Below are 16745 nucleotides of genomic sequence, written 5' to 3'. Positions count from 1 at the left end.
GTTACTATGACCTACAGCGTTATTCCTCCGTATATTCTTCGCAACATCATTGACCATTGCTCGGGTGCGCCTCAGGAGTCTGCTCGCCGCACCCTCACCCATGTTCAGCAACTGATGGCTGAACACAATCATAAAGCGGCCAGCGCGGCCACCGCCCAGCCTGGCAGCGTGTTGCGTGCCATCTTTGATGCGGAGAACACACAGAATCTACCCGGCACCTTGATCCGCGATGAAGGCCAGCCGGGTAATGGCGATATTGCGGCTGAAGAGGCCTGGAATTATCTCGGCATCACCTACGACTTCTACTGGCAGATCTTCAAGCGCAACTCGCTGGATAACCAGGGCCTGAAGCTGGATGGCACCGTGCATTACGGCAAGGAGTATCAGAACGCCTTTTGGAACGGTCAGCAGATGGTGTTTGGTGACGGCGATGGCGAGATTTTTAACCGCTTTACCATTGCGCTTGATGTGGTCGCGCATGAACTCACCCACGGCGTGACCGAGAACGAGGCCGGGCTGGTTTATTTCCAGCAGTCTGGTGCATTGAATGAATCGATGTCTGATGTGTTCGGCTCGCTGGTTAAGCAGTTCCACCTGCAGCAAACGGCCGATCAGGCTGACTGGTTGATTGGTGAGGGCTTGTTAGCATCCGGGATTAAAGGCCGTGGACTGCGATCCATGTCCGAACCAGGCACGGCTTACGACGATCCGAAACTCGGTAAGGACCCGCAACCAGCGGATATGGATCATTACATCGAAACCCGCGATGACAATGGCGGTGTCCATCTCAATTCTGGCATTCCTAACCGTGCGTTTTATCTCGCCGCTAAAGCGTTAGGCGGCTTTGCCTGGGAGTTAGCGGGCCACGCCTGGTACGACACCCTCTGTGACAAGACACTGCCGCAGGATGCCGATTTCAGCACCTTTGCGCGTTTCACCGTCGAGCATGGCGGCAAGCGATTTAATCGCTCGGTGGCGGAAGCAATTCAATCCGCCTGGCAACAGGTAGGCGTAACGTGAATATTCAACTGACTGATGACGCCATTATCGAACTGGCGCGTGAAGGCGGCATTGCTTTTATCCCCAATCTGCGAGGCGAGCGCCGCTTTACCCTGGCGCAACTGCCGGAACCGCAAAAACAGCGGGTGTGTAACGTACTGGAGCAGGCATTACCGTTAGGGGAACCGGAAGATCAGGCGGCGAATCTTGGCAGCGGCGATCAGCGCTATTTTCGCATTCAAATCACCTATGCCACCCATCAAGAGGCGGGTTCCATCGTGATTTTGATTCCTGAAACAGCGGCATCGCCTGAATTAGAGGCCTTATGGCGTGACGGCCAATAAAAATCTCAGAGATCTCCCAAAGCAGACTGTAACTTACTGACTATACTCATTAAGTGGCTAGCTAGTCCACATCGAAGAAATCACCCTTAGATGAGGTCTCTGCTATGACACAAAAGAAGCAACGAGGCGGTGCTGGGAACTTTGCAGAGGACCCGGAGCGTGCCAGGGAAGCCGGCAGTGCTGGCGGCAAAGTCAGTGGGGGCAATTTCAGAAACGATCCTGAAAGAGCCAGGGAAGCTGGAAGAAAAGGAGGTCAAAAAAGCCGTCGCCCCTCCAAGCAGCAGTAAATAAGGTACCTTAAGGAGTGAAGTACGCCACGGATGGTTAATAAAAAAAGGCCGACATCATGATGTCGGCCTTTCTTCTTTTTTACAGCAACTTACTTGCTGTCTGGCAGCGCGTAAGCAATCACGTAATCACCACGGTCTGGTGACTGACGTGCACCACCTGCGGAGATCAGGATGTACTGTTTGCCATTTTTCGGCGAAACGTAGCTGATTGGGCCACCCTGGCTGCCGACTGGCAGACGAGCTTTCCATACTTCTTTACCGGTTGAGCTATCGAAGGCGCGCAGATAGTAATCCTGCGTACCGGCGATGAACACCAGGCCACCCTGAGTTGCCAAGGTGCCACCCAGCGTTGGCATACCGATTGGCATTTGTGCGCGCATCTTGATACCGAATGGACCGGTATCCTGCACGGTACCGACTGGCACCTGCCATACGATCTGACGGGTTTTCATGTCGATAGCTGACAGCGTACCAAACGGTGGTGCCTGGCACGGAATACCCAGTGGAGACATGAAGCGGTTTTTGTTAACAGCGTAAGGGGTACCTTTCAGCGGAACTGCGCCCATACCGGTGTTGATCGCTTCACCGCCGTTGCTGGCAGCAGACTTAGTGGTGTCCTGAGGAATCATCTGTACCCACAGGCCCAGACGCATGTCGTTAACAAACATGTACTGGTTGTTCGGGTCAAACGAGATGCTGCCCCAGTTCATACCACCCAGTGAACCTGGGAAGCTGAGTGATTTGTCAGTGTCCGGAACAGTGAACAGTCCATCGTAACGCATACCTTTAAAGGCGATACGGCACATTAACTGGTCAAACGGCGTAGCACCCCACATGTCAGACTCGGTCAGCTTCTGGTTGCCGATGTTTGGCATTTCCACTGAGTGCGGCTGCGTTTTGGTGTACTGCTCATTCGGGATGTGACCCTGTGGCATCGGCTGCTCTTCAACTTTCGTTAAAGGCTTGCCGGTCAGGCGATCCAGCACCCAGATCATGCCGGTTTTTGCACCGATCACTACCGCAGGCTTGGTGGTGCCATCCTTCATCGGGAAGTCAACCAGGCTCGGCTGCATTGGCAGGTCGAAGTCCCACAGATCGTTATGTACGTCTGATAAACCCATTTTTGCTTACCGGTAGTCGCATCCAGCGCCAGAATTGATGCGCCGTAGGTGTGATCCAGTTTGGTACGATTCGCCCCCCACAGATCCACAGACGAGCTACCCATTGGCAGGAACACAGTGTTCATCGCCGGGTCGTATGACATCGGTGCCCATGAGTTCGGGGTACTACGGGTGTAGTCTTTGCCCGGCATCAGGATGGCATTCGGGTCATCGTTACCTGGGTCAAACGCCCAACGCATCTGACCGGTGATGACGTCAAAGCCGCGCAGTACGCCGCCAGGCATATCGGTCTGGACGTTATCCGCCACACGACCACCCACCACTACGGTGGTGCCGGCCAGCTGTGGTGCAGACGTCAGCTGATACTGTGGATCGGGCGCTTTACCCAGACCTTTTTTCAGGTCAACCACACCGTGGTCGCCGAAGTCTTCACAGAATTCACCGTTGTCAGCATTGATGGCAATCAGACGCGCATCAATGGTGTTCATTAGAATACGACGCTGACAGGTATCACCTGCCGCCAGAGCTGGCGCAGGAACCGGCGTTGAGCCAGGCTGTGTTGGCTGCTGTACGGGTTTGGTCGCATCGAAATACGCCAGACCACGGCAGCGGTTCCACACTTCTGCCTGTGCGTTGATTTCACGCTTCCAGATCTGCTTGCCGGTATCTGCTGCAACCGCAATCACGTTGTTGTGCGGGGTGCAAAGGTACAGGGTGTTGCCAACCTGCAGTGGCGTTTCCTGATCTTCCGCGCCGTTACCGGTTGGGCTGATCGGGGTATCGCCAGTGTGGAAGGTCCATGCAACCTGCAGGTCTTTTACGTTGTCACGGGTGATCTGGTCGATCGCCGCGAAACGGTCACCTTCAGGCGTGCGGCCGTAGCTGCTCCAGTCCTGCTGTGGCTTAGACTTGTCGACAGGAATCAGCGGCAGCTGTTTGCCGTCGAACGCGACGGTTGGGTGCGGCTGGAACATCTGCACGAAAGTTGCCACCATGCCAACAGCGATAATCGCTGAAAGGACATAGGAAACTTTCGCCAGAGAGCTTTTGCCTTCACGCTTACGCAGCGCTGGCCAGGTCAGGAACGCCAGCAGCATCAGGCCTGCAGGCACCATCAGGCGTGAAACCAGCTGCCAGAAGTGGAAGCCCGCATCAAACAGCGCCCAAATCAGGGTGCCAACGAAGACCAGAATGAATAAGGTCACGGCGGATGATTTGCGACGGAAGAACTGAACCGCCGACAGCAACATCACAATACCGGAAATGAGGAAGTACCAGCTGCCGCCCAGAGCGACCAACTTGCCACCGCCGATCGCGAAGAACAGACCGACAGCCAGCAGGACCAGCCCGAACAATACAGACCAGATACTCAACCCTTTGCAGGGACGAGCGGAATTTTCTGCCATAACAAAAACTCTCCTGAAAAAATAACGCGCTGGTGCCGGCTAACAAGCTGTAGCCAGTAGCAATGCTCCTGCCAACGATGGGGGACAGGAACCAAACCGTTACGCTTTATTTTATATCTATTGGTACGGGTGCAATGCCCGTAATTCGGCGCTTGTGAGCAAGGACACATCGCAGGTGAGAGTGATTCTCGCTACAAGGCGGCAGGATTGTACCACCTGGTTCATTAGAAAGTGAACATTCATAACGAAGGAGTTACTGGGCAATAGCATTTTTGCTACAAAACCAGTCATAAGTTATTAATAAATATGAGGCTGAATCAAAGTGTAATTTTTGATGTTAAGGCGATATGTCAGGGATGATGAGCTTATCGCGCGGCATCAGGGCGAAAAAAAAGGGCCCGTTTGGGCCCTCTTCACTTTAACGCTTATTCTTTTTCAGATGCGACATCAGTCGCTGGCGTTTGCGCTGCTGCGTCGGTGTCAGCAGGTTACGTTTGCCCGCGTACGGGTTGTCGCCTTCTTTAAACTGAATGCGAATCGGTGTGCCCATCACGTTGAGTGAGCGACGGAAGTAGTTCATCAGGTAACGTTTGTAGGAATCTGGCAGATCCTTCACCTGATTACCGTGAATCACCACGATCGGCGGGTTATAACCACCAGCATGGGCATACTTCAGCTTCACGCGGCGACCACGCACCAGCGGCGGCTGATGGTCGTCAGAAGCCATGGTCATGATGCGCGTCAGCATCGCGGTGCCGACACGTTTGGTTGAGCAGTCGTAAGCTTCGGTCACGGATTCGAACAGGTTACCTACGCCACTGCCGTGCAGCGCCGAAATAAAGTGAATGCGCGCGAAATCGATAAAGCCCAGACGGAAGTCCAGCATCTCTTTCACTTCGTCACGCGCTTCCTGCGTCATGCCATCCCACTTGTTGACCACGATCACCAATGAGCGACCGCTGTTCAGGATAAAGCCGAGCAGTGACAGATCCTGATCGGAAATGCCTTCACGTGCATCAATCACCAGCATCACCACGTTGGCATCTTCAATGGCCTGCAGCGTTTTGATGACAGAGAATTTTTCTACGGTTTCGGTGATTTTTCCGCGTTTACGCACACCGGCGGTATCAATCAACACATACTCGCGCTCATCACGTTCCATTGGAATGTAGATGCTGTCACGCGTGGTGCCGGGCATGTCGAAGACCACGACGCGGTCTTCACCCAGGATGCGGTTAGTCAGCGTTGACTTGCCGACGTTAGGACGGCCAACGATAGCCAGCTTGATCGGCAAGGTGGTAGGGTCGAAGTTTTCTTCTTCCTCTTCCGCCAACGCCTTCTCGTCCTCTTCTTCTTCTAACGCGGCCCAGTAAGCGGCGTTTTCTTCTTCTTCCGTCAACTCCACTTCTGGAACGGCTTCTTCCATCCATGGCAGCAACGCAGCTTCAAGCAGGTTGTTCACACCGCGACCGTGCGAGGCCGCAATCGGGTGAATGTCACCCAAGCCCAGCGCATAGAAATCCAGCACGGCAGCATCAGGATCGAGACCGTCAGTTTTGTTCGCGACCAGGAAGGTGGCTTTTTCGCGCGAACGTAGGTGATTGGCGATCTGTTGATCGGCCGGCATCACACCCGCACGCGCATCCACCAGGAACAGCACCACATCCGCTTCTTCAATCGCCAGCAGCGATTGTTCTGCCATGCGGTTTTCGACGCCTTCCTCGGTGCCATCAATACCGCCGGTATCAATAACAATGAATTCGCGCCCTTCCACTTCGGCGCGACCATATTTGCGATCGCGAGTCAGTCCAGGAAAATCCGCTACCAGCGCATCACGAGTGCGCGTTAAGCGGTTAAATAGCGTAGATTTTCCCACATTGGGACGCCCAACCAGCGCGACCACAGGTACCATAACACTTGCCTCAGTTTTAAAAATAAATCGCCCGAATGGCGTGATTATAACGACATTTGCCAGAAGGCGTCAGGCTGAAGGCGCTAAGAATACCATGCCTGACTAAAAACGAAACGGCCCCTGACGAATCAGGAGCCGTATTAGCGAGCAGGAAGCCGGTTCCTGCAAAGCCCAATCTTAACGAGTGATGGCGTAAACTTCGCCGCCCTTCGCCTGGATCAGCAGCTTGTCACCGGCAACCACCGGGTCAGTCTGGAAGCCATCGCTGTCCAGTTTCTGCTGCGCAACAAAGCGCCCGTCAAGGGTGTTAATCCAGTGCACATAACCTTCGCTATCGCCAACCACCAGATAACCGTTAAACAGCACTGGTGAAGTCAGGTTGCGATGCAGCAGATCGCTCTGGCGCCAGATGGCCACGCCACCGTCGGCATTAAGCGCAATCACGCGGTCATCCTGATCGACCAGGTAAATACGACCCGCATCAACCACCATGTCTTTCACGCCGCCGATTTCGCGTTTCCACAGAATCTGGCCTGAACGCAGTTCCAGCGCGGTCAGATTACCGTTGTAAGCCAGCGCATAGATCACACCGTTAACGACGACTGGCGTGGTATCCACATCGCTCAGACGATCAATCTCTGTAGCGCCGCTTGGCTGCGAAATACGCTGCTGCCAAATCAACTGCCCCTGGTTCATGATCACCGCGCTTACACGGCCATTGTCACCACCGACAATCGCACCACCGAATGCCACAGTCGGTGCAGATTCACCGCGCAGTGACAGCGCAGGCATATCGAGGTTGACGCTCCACTTGATCGCGCCAGTACTCTGGTCCAGCCCCTGCAACATACCGTTGCTGGTGTGGATCAGTACCAGGCCATCACTCACAACTGGACGCGACATCGCTTCACCGGCGACTTTCGTCTGCCAGGCGATGCTGCCATCGCTATTGTTCAGTGCAAAGACCTGGCCGCGCTCGCTGCCGATATAAATGCGATCGCTGGTAGCGGTAATGCCGCCAGAGAGAAGAGCTGAGATGTTTTTCGAGAAGAAACCGGTTTTCTCAGAGAGATCGACTTTCCATTTCTCTTTACCGTTGCTGGCATCCAGGGCTTTCACTACGCCAAAGCGGTCGGCCGCATAGACGGTACCGTCCTGCCAGGCTGGATGCAGATTGGAATAGAAATCGCCAACGCCATCACCCACCGAGGTGCTCCAGGCCGTCTGTGGCGTAAACTGGTTTTCCACTTTCGGCAGCGGAGCCATTTTTACTACATCTTCTTCGCCGCTGAACAGCGAGCAACCGCTGAGCAGAGTGACTGAAATCAGCCCTGGCAGCAGGTATTTACGTAATTCCATGTGCGCTCTCTTGACTGGCTTAACTTAAGTTATTCATCTTCATCTGCAGCATTTGCTTCAACGCAGGAGAGGCCTGCGATTCAGCACCTTTGCTCCAGGCATCACGTGCGCCCTGCTTGTCGCCTTTGCTCAGCAGTGCTTCGCCACGAATGTCCGCAATAATGGCTGTCCAGCCATCACCCTTAACATTGTTAAGAGTTGAAAGTGCGGCATCGGCCTGATTTTGCTGCAGTTGAATGCGCGCCAGACGCAGGTTAATCACCGCCTGCAGGTTGGCATCTTTGGTATCTTTCAGCCCGCTCTGAAGCAGCGTAATGGCTTTATCTAACTGATTTGCTTCAACGTACTGTTTCGCTAAATCGAGCGAAGCCAGTGCGCCATAAGTGTTGTTATTTTCATTGGCAAAGGCGGCAACCGCTTCCAGCGTTTGCGGCTTATCCGCCTGCATCGCAGTGGTCAGTTGTTGATACTGTGCCGACGCAGCTTTATCCGCACCATCCTGATGACTGGTCCAGAAACGCCAGCCACCCAGTGCAGCAATGCCGATGATCACACCCACAGCCAGCGCTTTGCCGTTGTTCGCAAAGAACTGACGCAGTGCGTCAACCTGTTCGTTTTCGTTGCTGTAAACTTCCACGCAATCCCTCTCCTTTAAATGGCTGTTGCAGTGCTGCGTTTACTGCAGCAGCGTGCGCAATGTCGCAGCGGCTTCGCTTTGGGCAACGGTTTGTTGATCGCCTGTGCTCAGGTTTTTAATCACCACCTGGCCCGCTTTCACTTCGTCTTCACCCAGCACCAGCGCAATGCGTGCGCCCCACTTGTCTGCACGGCCAAACTGCTTCTTGAAGTTACCACCACCGAAGTTGGTCATCAGCTTCAGCACCGGATCTGCATCACGCAGTTTTTCCGCCAATTGCATCGCGGCGGACTGAACGCCCTGCCCCGAAGCGATAACATAGACATCAACAATGCGCGTCGGTTCAAATTCTGGATTAACCGCCTGAACCAGCAACACCAAACGCTCAAGACCCATGGCAAAACCGACCGCTGGCGTCGCGCGACCACCCAGCTGTTCAACCAGACCATCGTAGCGCCCACCGGCACACACGGTACCCTGCGAGCCGAGGCTGTTGGTCACCCATTCAAACACGGTGCGGTTGTAATAATCGAGGCCACGCACCAGACGCTGGTTCACGGTGTAAGCGATACCCGCGTCATCCAGCAGGCTGCACAGCCCGTCGAAGTGCGTGCGTGAGTCTTCATCGAGATATTCATTCAGCGTCGGCGCATCGTTGAGTAACAGCTGGATGTCCGCGTTTTTGCTGTCGAGTACGCGCAGCGGATTGCTGTACATACGACGTTTGCAATCTTCATCCAGTTTATCTTTGTGCTGCTCAAGGAAGGCCACCAGCGCATCGCGGTAGTTTGCGCGCGCTTCCAGTGATCCAATAGAGTTGAGTTCGAGACTCACGTGTTCAGCGATACCTAACGCTTTCCACCAGCGTGCGGTCATCATAATCAGTTCAGCATCGATGTCCGGGCCTTGCAGACCAAACACTTCCGCACCAATCTGATGGAACTGGCGGTAACGGCCTTTCTGCGGACGCTCATAGCGGAACATCGGACCGATGTACCACAGACGCTGTTCCTGATTGTACAGCAGACCATGCTCAATACCGGCGCGCACGCAGCCCGCGGTGCCTTCCGGACGCAGGGTCAGGCTTTCACCGTTGCGGTCGTCAAAGGTATACATCTCCTTTTCAACCACATCGGTGACTTCACCGATAGCGCGTTTAAATAGCGGGGTCTGCTCTACAATCGGCAAACGGATTTCGCTAAAGCCATAACTGGCCAGCACCTGCTTCAGGGTGCCCTCAATACGCTGCCAAATCGCAGTATCCGCCGGCAGGTAGTCGTTCATCCCACGGATCGCTTGAATATTCTTCGCCACGTTAGAATCTCTTAATACAAAAAAACCTGTCCGGCATCATACCTTATGAGGATGAAACCGCACAGGTTCAATCACAAACCGGCACGCGGCGGGCGCGCACCGTCCCTTATTTTTCCAGCTGCTGCACGTTAATGCGGCGGCTTTCATCCAGCATGCTGGCCTTGGCACGAATACGTGCTTCCAGCTGGTCGATCATGTTGTCGTTATCGAGGCGATCGCGCTGACGCACACCGTCCTCGTAGAAACCACTTTTACGGCTACCGCCCGTCACGCCCATGGTCGAAACCGTGGCTTCGCCAGGACCGTTCACCACACAACCGATAATCGAGATATCCATTGGCGTGATGATGTCTTCGAGACGTTCTTCTAACGCATTCACCGTCCCAATCACATCAAATTCCTGACGGGAACAGGTTGGGCAGGCAATAAAGTTGATGCCGCGTGATCGAATGCGCAGCGATTTCAGAATGTCGTAACCGACCTTGACTTCTTCCACAGGATCCGCCGCCAGCGAGATGCGCAGCGTATCGCCGATCCCTTCCGCCAGCAGCAAGCCCAGACCAATCGCTGATTTTACTGAACCGGCACGTGCGCCACCCGCTTCGGTAATACCGAGATGCAGTGGCTGATCGATGGCTTTTGCCAGCAGGCGATAAGATTCAACGGCCAGGAACACGTCAGAAGCTTTTACGCTCACTTTGAACTGATCAAAGTTGAGGCGATCGAGGTGATCAACATGGCGCATCGCGGATTCGAGCAGCGCCTGTGGCGTTGGCTCACCGTATTTTTCCTGCAGATCTTTTTCCAGTGAACCGGCATTCACGCCGATACGGATAGGAATGTTGTAATGGCGGGCACAATCCACGACCTGGCGGATACGCTCATTGTTGCCGATATTGCCGGGGTTGATGCGCAGGCAGTCGACGCCATATTCGGCGACTTTCAGTGCGATACGATAGTCAAAATGAATGTCCGCCACCAGCGGCACATTGACCTGTTGCTTAATCAGTTTGAACGCTTCCGCCGCATCCATGGTCGGAACAGAGACGCGCACGATATCGACACCGACACGCTCAAGCTGGCGAATCTGGTTAACCGTGGCGTCCACATCCGTGGTGCGGGTGTTGGTCATTGACTGAACGGCAATGGGCGCACCATCACCAACCGGCACCTTGCCGACGTAAATCCGTGTTGATTTGCGACGGATAATGGGTGCTTCGTTATGCATATTCTCTCTCCACAATTACCCGGAAAGCGCGCTGCGCGTTATTGCGCACCCAGCGTCAGACGGGCAACCTGGTTATTACGGATAAAACGACTTAAATCAACGGGCTGATTCTGATATTGCACATCAACCGCACTCGGAGCGCCAATTTTCAGACGATACGGAGCCGTTCCGGACAAGCTGAGCTTACCGCCGCTACGTTGCAATCCGCTGAACAGCTTCTTGCCAGTAGCGTCGGTGACCTCCAGCCAGCAGTCGGCCTTGAAATTCATCACCACCGCATTTGGGTCACCTGCTGGCTGGCTTACCGCCGCGTTGCTGGTCGGCATTTGACCTGCTGGTACACTGTTGGCAGGTGCCGGAGAGGTGGCTGCTGGCGGTGCGTTATCGATCGGTGCCTGGCTCGGTGAAACCACGGCGTTATCGCTGCTGGTCGCAGGCGCAGTGGTGTTGGCAGCCGAAGCCGCGTTGTTGTTGGTACTCGGTGTCGCAACCGCACCTGCACCGTTATCCACCGGCGTACCGGCGGCATTGGTATCACTGTCAGTCGCGCTGTCAGTGCTGTTTTCACCCAGCGGAATAGACTGACTGTTATCGCTGCTGCTGCCATTCTGGTCAGCCATTGAGACCAGATCGGCCTGCGAGGCTTTATGGTTTTGCCACCACCACGCGCCGGTCAGACCGATGACGACAAAAATCACCAACCAGGTGAAAATCATCAGCCAGCCATCACGCTTTTTACGGCGCTTACCTAACGAGAAGCTCTGCATTGGCTCAATTTTGGCCGCGCGCACGGGAGCCTGCTTCGCCATCATCGGCAACAGGTCATCTTCCGGCACATGCACCAGACGAGCATAAGAACGAATGTAACCGCGCAAGAACGTCGAAGCTAAATCAGCTGGCGACTTATCCTCTTCAATGTCTCGTACGGTAGAAAGTTTCAGGCACAGGCGTTCAGCGACATTTTGCTGAGTCAGCCCCATCTGCTCACGGGCCAGACGCAGGCGTTCACCTGTGGAATGTACTGCAGAATTCTCTTGAGTGGCTTCAGTATTCATTAGCTAAATAACGCTGGTACTGTATCGATTGTGGAAAACTTCGCGCCAACCGGTCGCCATAACGTGTAACGTCAGCAGCGTTTCCCTGTTGCGCGGCGAAACGTATTTGTAACCACTGGCTCTCTGCCGTTGCGGGCAAACGCTGGTGGTACACTTCTAATAGCAGCGGAACCGCCATGCGATCCTGCTGTTCAAGCCGCCTTTCCACTTCCAAAAGCAGTTGACTGCCCTGCTCCGGTGCGGCAATCAGCGCGTTGCTCAAAGACTCGCGCGCTGAGGCACTCTCTCCAGCCTGCAGGTAACAATAGCCCGAAAACAGAAATGCATCCTGACGAGCTTCGATTTCCTGTGCAGCCATCGCCAGCTTAAACTGTTGATGCGCTTCGCCATACTGCCTTAAACCGCAAAGAAACGCACCGTAATTGTTAGCGATGTAGCCATTCGCTGGCGCTAACTGCTGGGCGCGTTGGTAGTGCCAATGGGTCTGCGCGCTATTCTGCTGCGCCTGTGCCAGCCGCGCAAGCGCCAACGGCACACGATAATCTCGCGGTGCGGCCCGCTCAGCGCGTAATAAATTACGCTGTGCTGCAGCAAAATCTTTCACCGCCAGGTAGTGCAACCCTAGCTGTAGCCTGATATCCGCAGCGCCTTGCTGAACCGGTGGATTGACACAACCGGTTACAACAAAGCCCGCCAACAACACTGCCGATAATCCTTTGTGCATTTCAGTCTCTCCCTCTGACATCGAGAGGAGAGACTGGCACGGCTTACGCCCGGTGGGTATCACCAGGCGCCATGTTTCAGAGCGCCTTCACAGAGATGGTTTCACCGGCCATTTTCTTACGCAAGGTGCGCTTAGTACGGTCGATAACATCACCCGCTAACTGACCACAAGCCGCATCAATATCGTCGCCACGCGTTTTACGCACGATAGTGGTGAATCCGTAATCCATCAGTACTTTGGAGAAACGATCGATACGGCTGTTTGAGCTACGGCCATATGGCGCGCCCGGGAACGGGTTCCATGGGATCAGGTTGATCTTGCACGGCGTCTCTTTCAGCAGTGCAGCCAGCTCGTGCGCATTGTCGGTGCTGTCATTGATGTGATCCAGCATCACATACTCAATGGTCACGCGGCCCTGATTGGCGTTCGATTTACCAATGTAGCGTTTAACCGCCGCGAGGAAGGTTTCGATGTTGTACTTTTTGTTGATCGGCACAATTTCGTCACGAATCGCATCGTTCGGTGCGTGCAGCGAAATCGCCAGTGCCACGTCGATCATATCGCCCAGCTTATCCAGTGCCGGCACGACACCCGAAGTTGACAGCGTCACGCGACGTTTTGACAGACCAAAACCGAAATCATCCAGCATGATGTCCATTGCTGGCACCACGTTGTTCAGGTTGAGCAAAGGCTCGCCCATGCCCATCATCACCACGTTGGTGATCGGACGCTGGCCGGTAATTTTCGCCGCGCCGATAATTTTCGCCGCGCGCCATACCTGACCAATGATTTCGGAAACACGCAGGTTCCGGTTGAAGCCCTGCTGCGCAGTCGAACAGAATTTGCACTCCAGCGCACAGCCTACCTGTGAAGAGACACACAGCGTTGCACGGTCAGCTTCCGGGATATACACGGTTTCGACCAGCTGATCGCCCACGCGAATCGCCCACTTGATAGTGCCATCGCTGGAACGCATCTCTTCCGCTACTTCCGGCGCACGGATTTCAGCGCGCTGCATCAATTTGCCACGCAGCACTTTGTTGATATCAGTCATCTGCTCGAAATCATCGCTGCAGTAGTGGTACATCCACTTCATGACCTGATCGGCGCGGAACGGCTTTTCACCCATCTCTAAAAAGAATTCGCGCATCTGCTGACGGTTAAGATCCAGCAGGTTAATTTTTTCGTTTTTTGGGGAAACAACCACGGGGGAAGCGGACGACGGCGTCACAATCTGTTCGGACATAATGTTCTCTGGCCTCGTTGTTACACGTTACGGCTCTGGTTAAGAATAGGAAAAAAATAACGCCCTCGCTGAGCCAGGCTCAACAAGGGCGCATTATTGTACTACATCTGCTGCATGATGCCAGGGGAACGACTTTACCGATGATGAAAAGGTGTAAAGTCGTTTATCCGCATTGGCAGCAACGCACTTAGCGAGTGCGTGGGCAGACTTCGTTCTCTGCGAAGAAGTAAGCGATTTCGCGTGCAGCAGATTCAGCTGAGTCAGAACCGTGGGTTGCGTTCTCAGTGAAGCTGTCAGCGTAGTCAGCACGGAGAGTACCGGCCAGTGCGTTGTCTGGATTGGTTGCACCCATCAGATCACGGTGACGCTGAACGGCGTTTTCGCCTTCCAGAACAGAAACAACCACTGGACCAGAAGTCATGAACTCAACCAGACCATCGAAGAATGGACGGCCTTTGTGCTCAGCGTAGAAGCCTTCAGCCTGCTCTTTGGTCAGGTGCAGCATTTTTGCGCCAACGATTTTGAAGCCTGCGCTTTCGAAACGGTTGTAGATAGCACCAATCACGTTCTTAGCGACGGCGTTTGGTTTAACGATAGAGAAAGTACGTTCGATTGCCATGATGACCTCTAGTTAGCATCCTGAAGAAACCGGGAATTCGCTCCCGGTAAGAAAACGCGCCGATTATAGGGACATCATCGGGCGTTGCCTATTGCCGATTGGTGGAATTATCGAAAATAATTGATTTTTGTCGGGGCGAACACGCGCAGAATCTGGCATACGCGGCTATTTAACCCCGAATAAATGAGACGGATGCCAGTTGGCCCGATTCATCCATTACCACCAGTTGATACTGGCCCGGTTCACTGAGCACCAGCGCCGCACTGTTTTGCCCCGCTTGCTGTTCGACCGGCTGCCCGTTCAAAAACCACCAGCGCTGCGATCCCCTTCCGCCTTGTACGGCAACCGGCAGCACCAATACCACTTTGCCTGGCAGCGGCTGCACACGCTGCCCCTCAATCACGCCGGTGATCAAGAGCGGTGGCGCGCTGCCCTGATTTAAGGGTGGGCAGCGAGGATCAACAGGCGGCAGGCGCTGCTGGCGGCGTTCCGCCATCGGCAACCAGGGTTCCAGCGGCAGTGGCCACATCAGACTCTCCTGGCTCTGTGCGCCGGGGCAATCTGCCGCCACACGTAAGCCCTGAAGGTTGACCCAATAACGTTGACGTAATCCGTTCACACCTTCCTGACCGGGTGCCAGCAGTGTGGGTGGCACGGTTCGGTTAAGTATCCAGCTCTGGCGACGCTGGCGGCAATTTTCGTCGCCCTGCGGCAAAGGTTGTCCTCCGGGCCAGCAAATGCTCATGGCGCTGACGCTTTTCGGCCGCGGATCGCGCGGTACGCCGTGCAGCGGCATATGCCCCGCCAGCAGGTTGTTGACCTGATTCATCACCGGTACCGCAGAGGCAAAGCCAAACTGACCGGCAACCGGCGTGGCATCGGGCCTGCCAACCCATACGCCGATTAAATAGCGCGGCGTGATGCCAATCGTCCAGGCATCGCGATAGCCGTAGCTGGTACCCGTTTTCCAGGCCAGTGGCGCAATTTCAGGAATGGCAGCGGATGGCAGCGCTTCTCCGGCCAGAATACGTCGCACAATCCAGGCAGCACCGGGTGAAAGCAGCGGCCTCTCCTGCAAAGGCTGATTCGGGAGCCAGCGCAGTTGTGCCGCCTTGCCATGACGGGCAAAAGCACTGTATGCCGCGACAATATCATCCAGCCTTGCGCCCGTGCCGCCCAACACTAACGACAAATTGGGTTCCGCCCCTGCTGGGAAGCGCAGATTCAAGCCGACATTGCGTAACCGCGCCGCCACCGTTTTGGGTCCTAGCGCATCCAATAACTGCACCGCTGGCAGGTTCAGTGAACGCTCCAGCGCCTCGCTGGCACTTACCGGACCGTGAAAACCGGAGTCAAAGTTTCCGGGGCGATAATCACCGAAACGGCGCGGCACATCCTGCAGCAGTGATTCACCGTGGATCAGTCCATCATCCAACGCCATGCCATAAACAAAAGGTTTTAACACCGATCCCGGCGATCGCACGCTGGAGATCATATCGACATGACCAAAGCGACTGTCGTCAGTGAATGACACCGAGCCAACATAGCCACGCACTTTCATATCCTGATGATCCACTACCAGCAGCGCCAGCGAGGTGCGTGGCGGCAACTGGGTTTTCATCGCTGACGCCAGACTCTCCAGCTCGCGCTGCAGCGACACATCAATGGTCGAGGTAATTTTGTTGTCGGGAGAGAGCGACAGCAGGCGGCGTGCCAGCAACGGTGCCATTTGCGGCGTTTGTCGCGGCGGCAACCATACCGCTTCCTGTTTAATATCCGCCACATCCTGCGCCGACCACACATGATATTCTGCCAGTCGATCCAGCACTTTATTGCGCGCCGCTTCCGCACGTTGCGGCCAGCGGTCCGGGCGCAGACGGCTCGGGGCCTGTGGCAGCACGGCGAGCAACGCTGCTTCACCTTTGGTGAGCTGAGATGGCGGCTTACCCAGCCACATCCAGCTTGCTGCGCCAATGCCTTCCACCGTGCCGCCAAACGGCGCACGATTAAGATAGAGTGTGAGAATGTCACGCTTGGATAAATGCCACTCCAGCTGTAGCGCTCGCCAGGCCTGAACCACCTTGCCACGCAGCGTACGCGGTTGTGGGTCGATCAATCGCGCTACCTGCATCGTTAGCGTGCTGCCGCCTGACACAATGCCGTGATGCAGCAGGTTTTGCCCGATGGCACGCACGATCGCCATCGGATTGATGCCGGGATGATGCCAGAACCAGCGATCTTCGTAAGTGAGCAGCGCCTGAATATAGTCGGGCGAGACCTCCTCCAGCGTCACCGAATAGCGCCAGACGCCTTGCTTGTCGGCAAAGCGCCACAGCGGCGTGCCATCTTCGGCCACCACCACGCGTGCAGGCTGCACTTCCTGTAGCGGCAGGGGATCGAGTCGATCCAGTAGCCATATACCGGCGAGCATCAGCAGTAAAAAAAGCGGCAGCCAGCGCCACCGCTTCAGTGCATGACCTTTTTTCATTAC

At 55.0% G+C, this 16745-nt stretch carries 13 protein-coding genes and 1 pseudogene; 3 read left to right on the top strand and 11 right to left on the bottom strand.

What is annotated here, in order from left to right; genetic code table 11:
* Positions 1–6 precede the first annotated feature (6 nt).
* The 3 genes from F3J37_RS24505 to F3J37_RS24495 all read left to right on the top strand — a co-directional run bounded on the left by F3J37_RS24505 (position 7) and on the right by F3J37_RS24495 (position 1630).
* Positions 7–1020, top strand: coding sequence for a M4 family metallopeptidase (locus F3J37_RS24505; protein WP_166936331.1), 1014 nt, complete (start codon positions 7–9; stop codon positions 1018–1020).
* Positions 1017–1343 carry a protealysin inhibitor emfourin gene (locus F3J37_RS24500; protein WP_166936329.1) on the top strand — a complete coding sequence of 109 codons (327 nt, stop codon included), beginning with the start codon at positions 1017–1019 and terminating at the stop codon, positions 1341–1343. The genes F3J37_RS24505 and F3J37_RS24500 overlap by 4 nt, the downstream gene beginning before the upstream one ends.
* A 104-nt stretch (positions 1344–1447) precedes the next feature.
* Entirely contained in the window at positions 1448–1630 is a 183-nt protein-coding gene (locus tag F3J37_RS24495; protein ID WP_045814915.1) for a con-10 family general stress protein, read from the top strand.
* Positions 1631–1722: 92 nt separating this feature from the next.
* Here the strand turns inward: F3J37_RS24495 and F3J37_RS24490 are convergent.
* The 11 genes and pseudogenes from F3J37_RS24490 to pbpC form a co-directional block, all read right to left on the bottom strand.
* Positions 1723–4160, bottom strand: a pseudogene (locus F3J37_RS24490) (glucose/quinate/shikimate family membrane-bound PQQ-dependent dehydrogenase).
* A 418-nt stretch (positions 4161–4578) separates the two neighbouring features.
* Positions 4579–6072 carry a ribosome biogenesis GTPase Der gene (gene der, locus F3J37_RS24485; RefSeq protein ID WP_034825679.1) on the bottom strand — a complete coding sequence of 498 codons (1494 nt, stop codon included), beginning with the start codon at positions 6070–6072 and terminating at the stop codon, positions 4579–4581.
* Positions 6073–6249: 177 nt separating this feature from the next.
* Positions 6250–7431, bottom strand: coding sequence for an outer membrane protein assembly factor BamB (gene bamB, locus F3J37_RS24480; RefSeq protein ID WP_034825677.1), 1182 nt, complete (start codon positions 7429–7431; stop codon positions 6250–6252).
* A 19-nt stretch (positions 7432–7450) separates the two neighbouring features.
* Positions 7451–8068, bottom strand: coding sequence for a YfgM family protein (locus F3J37_RS24475; RefSeq protein WP_045814917.1), 618 nt, complete (start codon positions 8066–8068; stop codon positions 7451–7453).
* Between the two features lie 39 nt (positions 8069–8107).
* The gene (hisS, locus tag F3J37_RS24470) at positions 8108–9382 is read right to left on the bottom strand and encodes a histidine--tRNA ligase (RefSeq protein ID WP_166936327.1); all 1275 of its coding nucleotides are present in this window, start codon (positions 9380–9382) and stop codon (positions 8108–8110) included.
* A gap of 106 nt (positions 9383–9488) precedes the next feature.
* Entirely contained in the window at positions 9489–10610 is a 1122-nt protein-coding gene (gene ispG / locus F3J37_RS24465; RefSeq protein WP_034825671.1) for a flavodoxin-dependent (E)-4-hydroxy-3-methylbut-2-enyl-diphosphate synthase, read from the bottom strand.
* Between the two features lie 38 nt (positions 10611–10648).
* Positions 10649–11665 carry a cytoskeleton protein RodZ gene (gene rodZ / locus F3J37_RS24460; RefSeq protein WP_166936325.1) on the bottom strand — a complete coding sequence of 339 codons (1017 nt, stop codon included), beginning with the start codon at positions 11663–11665 and terminating at the stop codon, positions 10649–10651.
* Positions 11655–12389: a type IV pilus biogenesis/stability protein PilW gene (pilW, locus tag F3J37_RS24455; protein ID WP_160869794.1), complete on the bottom strand. Its 735-nt coding sequence runs from the start codon at positions 12387–12389 to the stop codon at positions 11655–11657. The genes rodZ and pilW overlap by 11 nt, the downstream gene beginning before the upstream one ends.
* Positions 12390–12465: 76 nt before the next feature.
* Positions 12466–13635, bottom strand: a complete 1170-nt coding sequence (gene rlmN / locus F3J37_RS24450; protein WP_166936323.1) for a dual-specificity RNA methyltransferase RlmN — start codon at positions 13633–13635, stop codon at positions 12466–12468.
* 187 nt (positions 13636–13822) lie between these two features.
* Entirely contained in the window at positions 13823–14254 is a 432-nt protein-coding gene (gene ndk, locus F3J37_RS24445; RefSeq protein ID WP_007884899.1) for a nucleoside-diphosphate kinase, read from the bottom strand.
* A gap of 169 nt (positions 14255–14423) precedes the next feature.
* Positions 14424–16742 (bottom strand): peptidoglycan glycosyltransferase PbpC, encoded by a 2319-nt coding sequence (pbpC, locus tag F3J37_RS24440; protein ID WP_166936321.1) that lies wholly within the window; start codon positions 16740–16742, stop codon positions 14424–14426.
* Positions 16743–16745 lie beyond the last annotated feature (3 nt).

The organism is Candidatus Pantoea communis (genome assembly GCF_011752685.1).
Classification (GTDB): domain Bacteria; phylum Pseudomonadota; class Gammaproteobacteria; order Enterobacterales; family Enterobacteriaceae; genus Pantoea; species Pantoea communis.
This window is presented reverse-complemented; position numbering and strand designations above follow the sequence as displayed.

What these genes read in the sequence shown, in the direction of transcription:
- F3J37_RS24505 (WP_166936331.1), top strand. Translation starts at nt 7, where the DNA reads ATGACCTACAGCGTTATTCCTCCGTATATTCTTCGCAACATCATTGAC.
- F3J37_RS24495 (WP_045814915.1), top strand. Translation starts at nt 1,448, where the DNA reads ATGACACAAAAGAAGCAACGAGGCGGTGCTGGGAACTTTGCAGAGGAC.
- der (WP_034825679.1), bottom strand. Translation starts at nt 6,072, where the DNA reads ATGGTACCTGTGGTCGCGCTGGTTGGGCGTCCCAATGTGGGAAAATCT.
- bamB (WP_034825677.1), bottom strand. Translation starts at nt 7,431, where the DNA reads ATGGAATTACGTAAATACCTGCTGCCAGGGCTGATTTCAGTCACTCTG.
- ispG (WP_034825671.1), bottom strand. Translation starts at nt 10,610, where the DNA reads ATGCATAACGAAGCACCCATTATCCGTCGCAAATCAACACGGATTTAC.
- rodZ (WP_166936325.1), bottom strand. Translation starts at nt 11,665, where the DNA reads ATGAATACTGAAGCCACTCAAGAGAATTCTGCAGTACATTCCACAGGT.
- pilW (WP_160869794.1), bottom strand. Translation starts at nt 12,389, where the DNA reads ATGCACAAAGGATTATCGGCAGTGTTGTTGGCGGGCTTTGTTGTAACC.
- rlmN (WP_166936323.1), bottom strand. Translation starts at nt 13,635, where the DNA reads ATGTCCGAACAGATTGTGACGCCGTCGTCCGCTTCCCCCGTGGTTGTT.
- ndk (WP_007884899.1), bottom strand. Translation starts at nt 14,254, where the DNA reads ATGGCAATCGAACGTACTTTCTCTATCGTTAAACCAAACGCCGTCGCT.
- pbpC (WP_166936321.1), bottom strand. Translation starts at nt 16,742, where the DNA reads ATGAAAAAAGGTCATGCACTGAAGCGGTGGCGCTGGCTGCCGCTTTTT.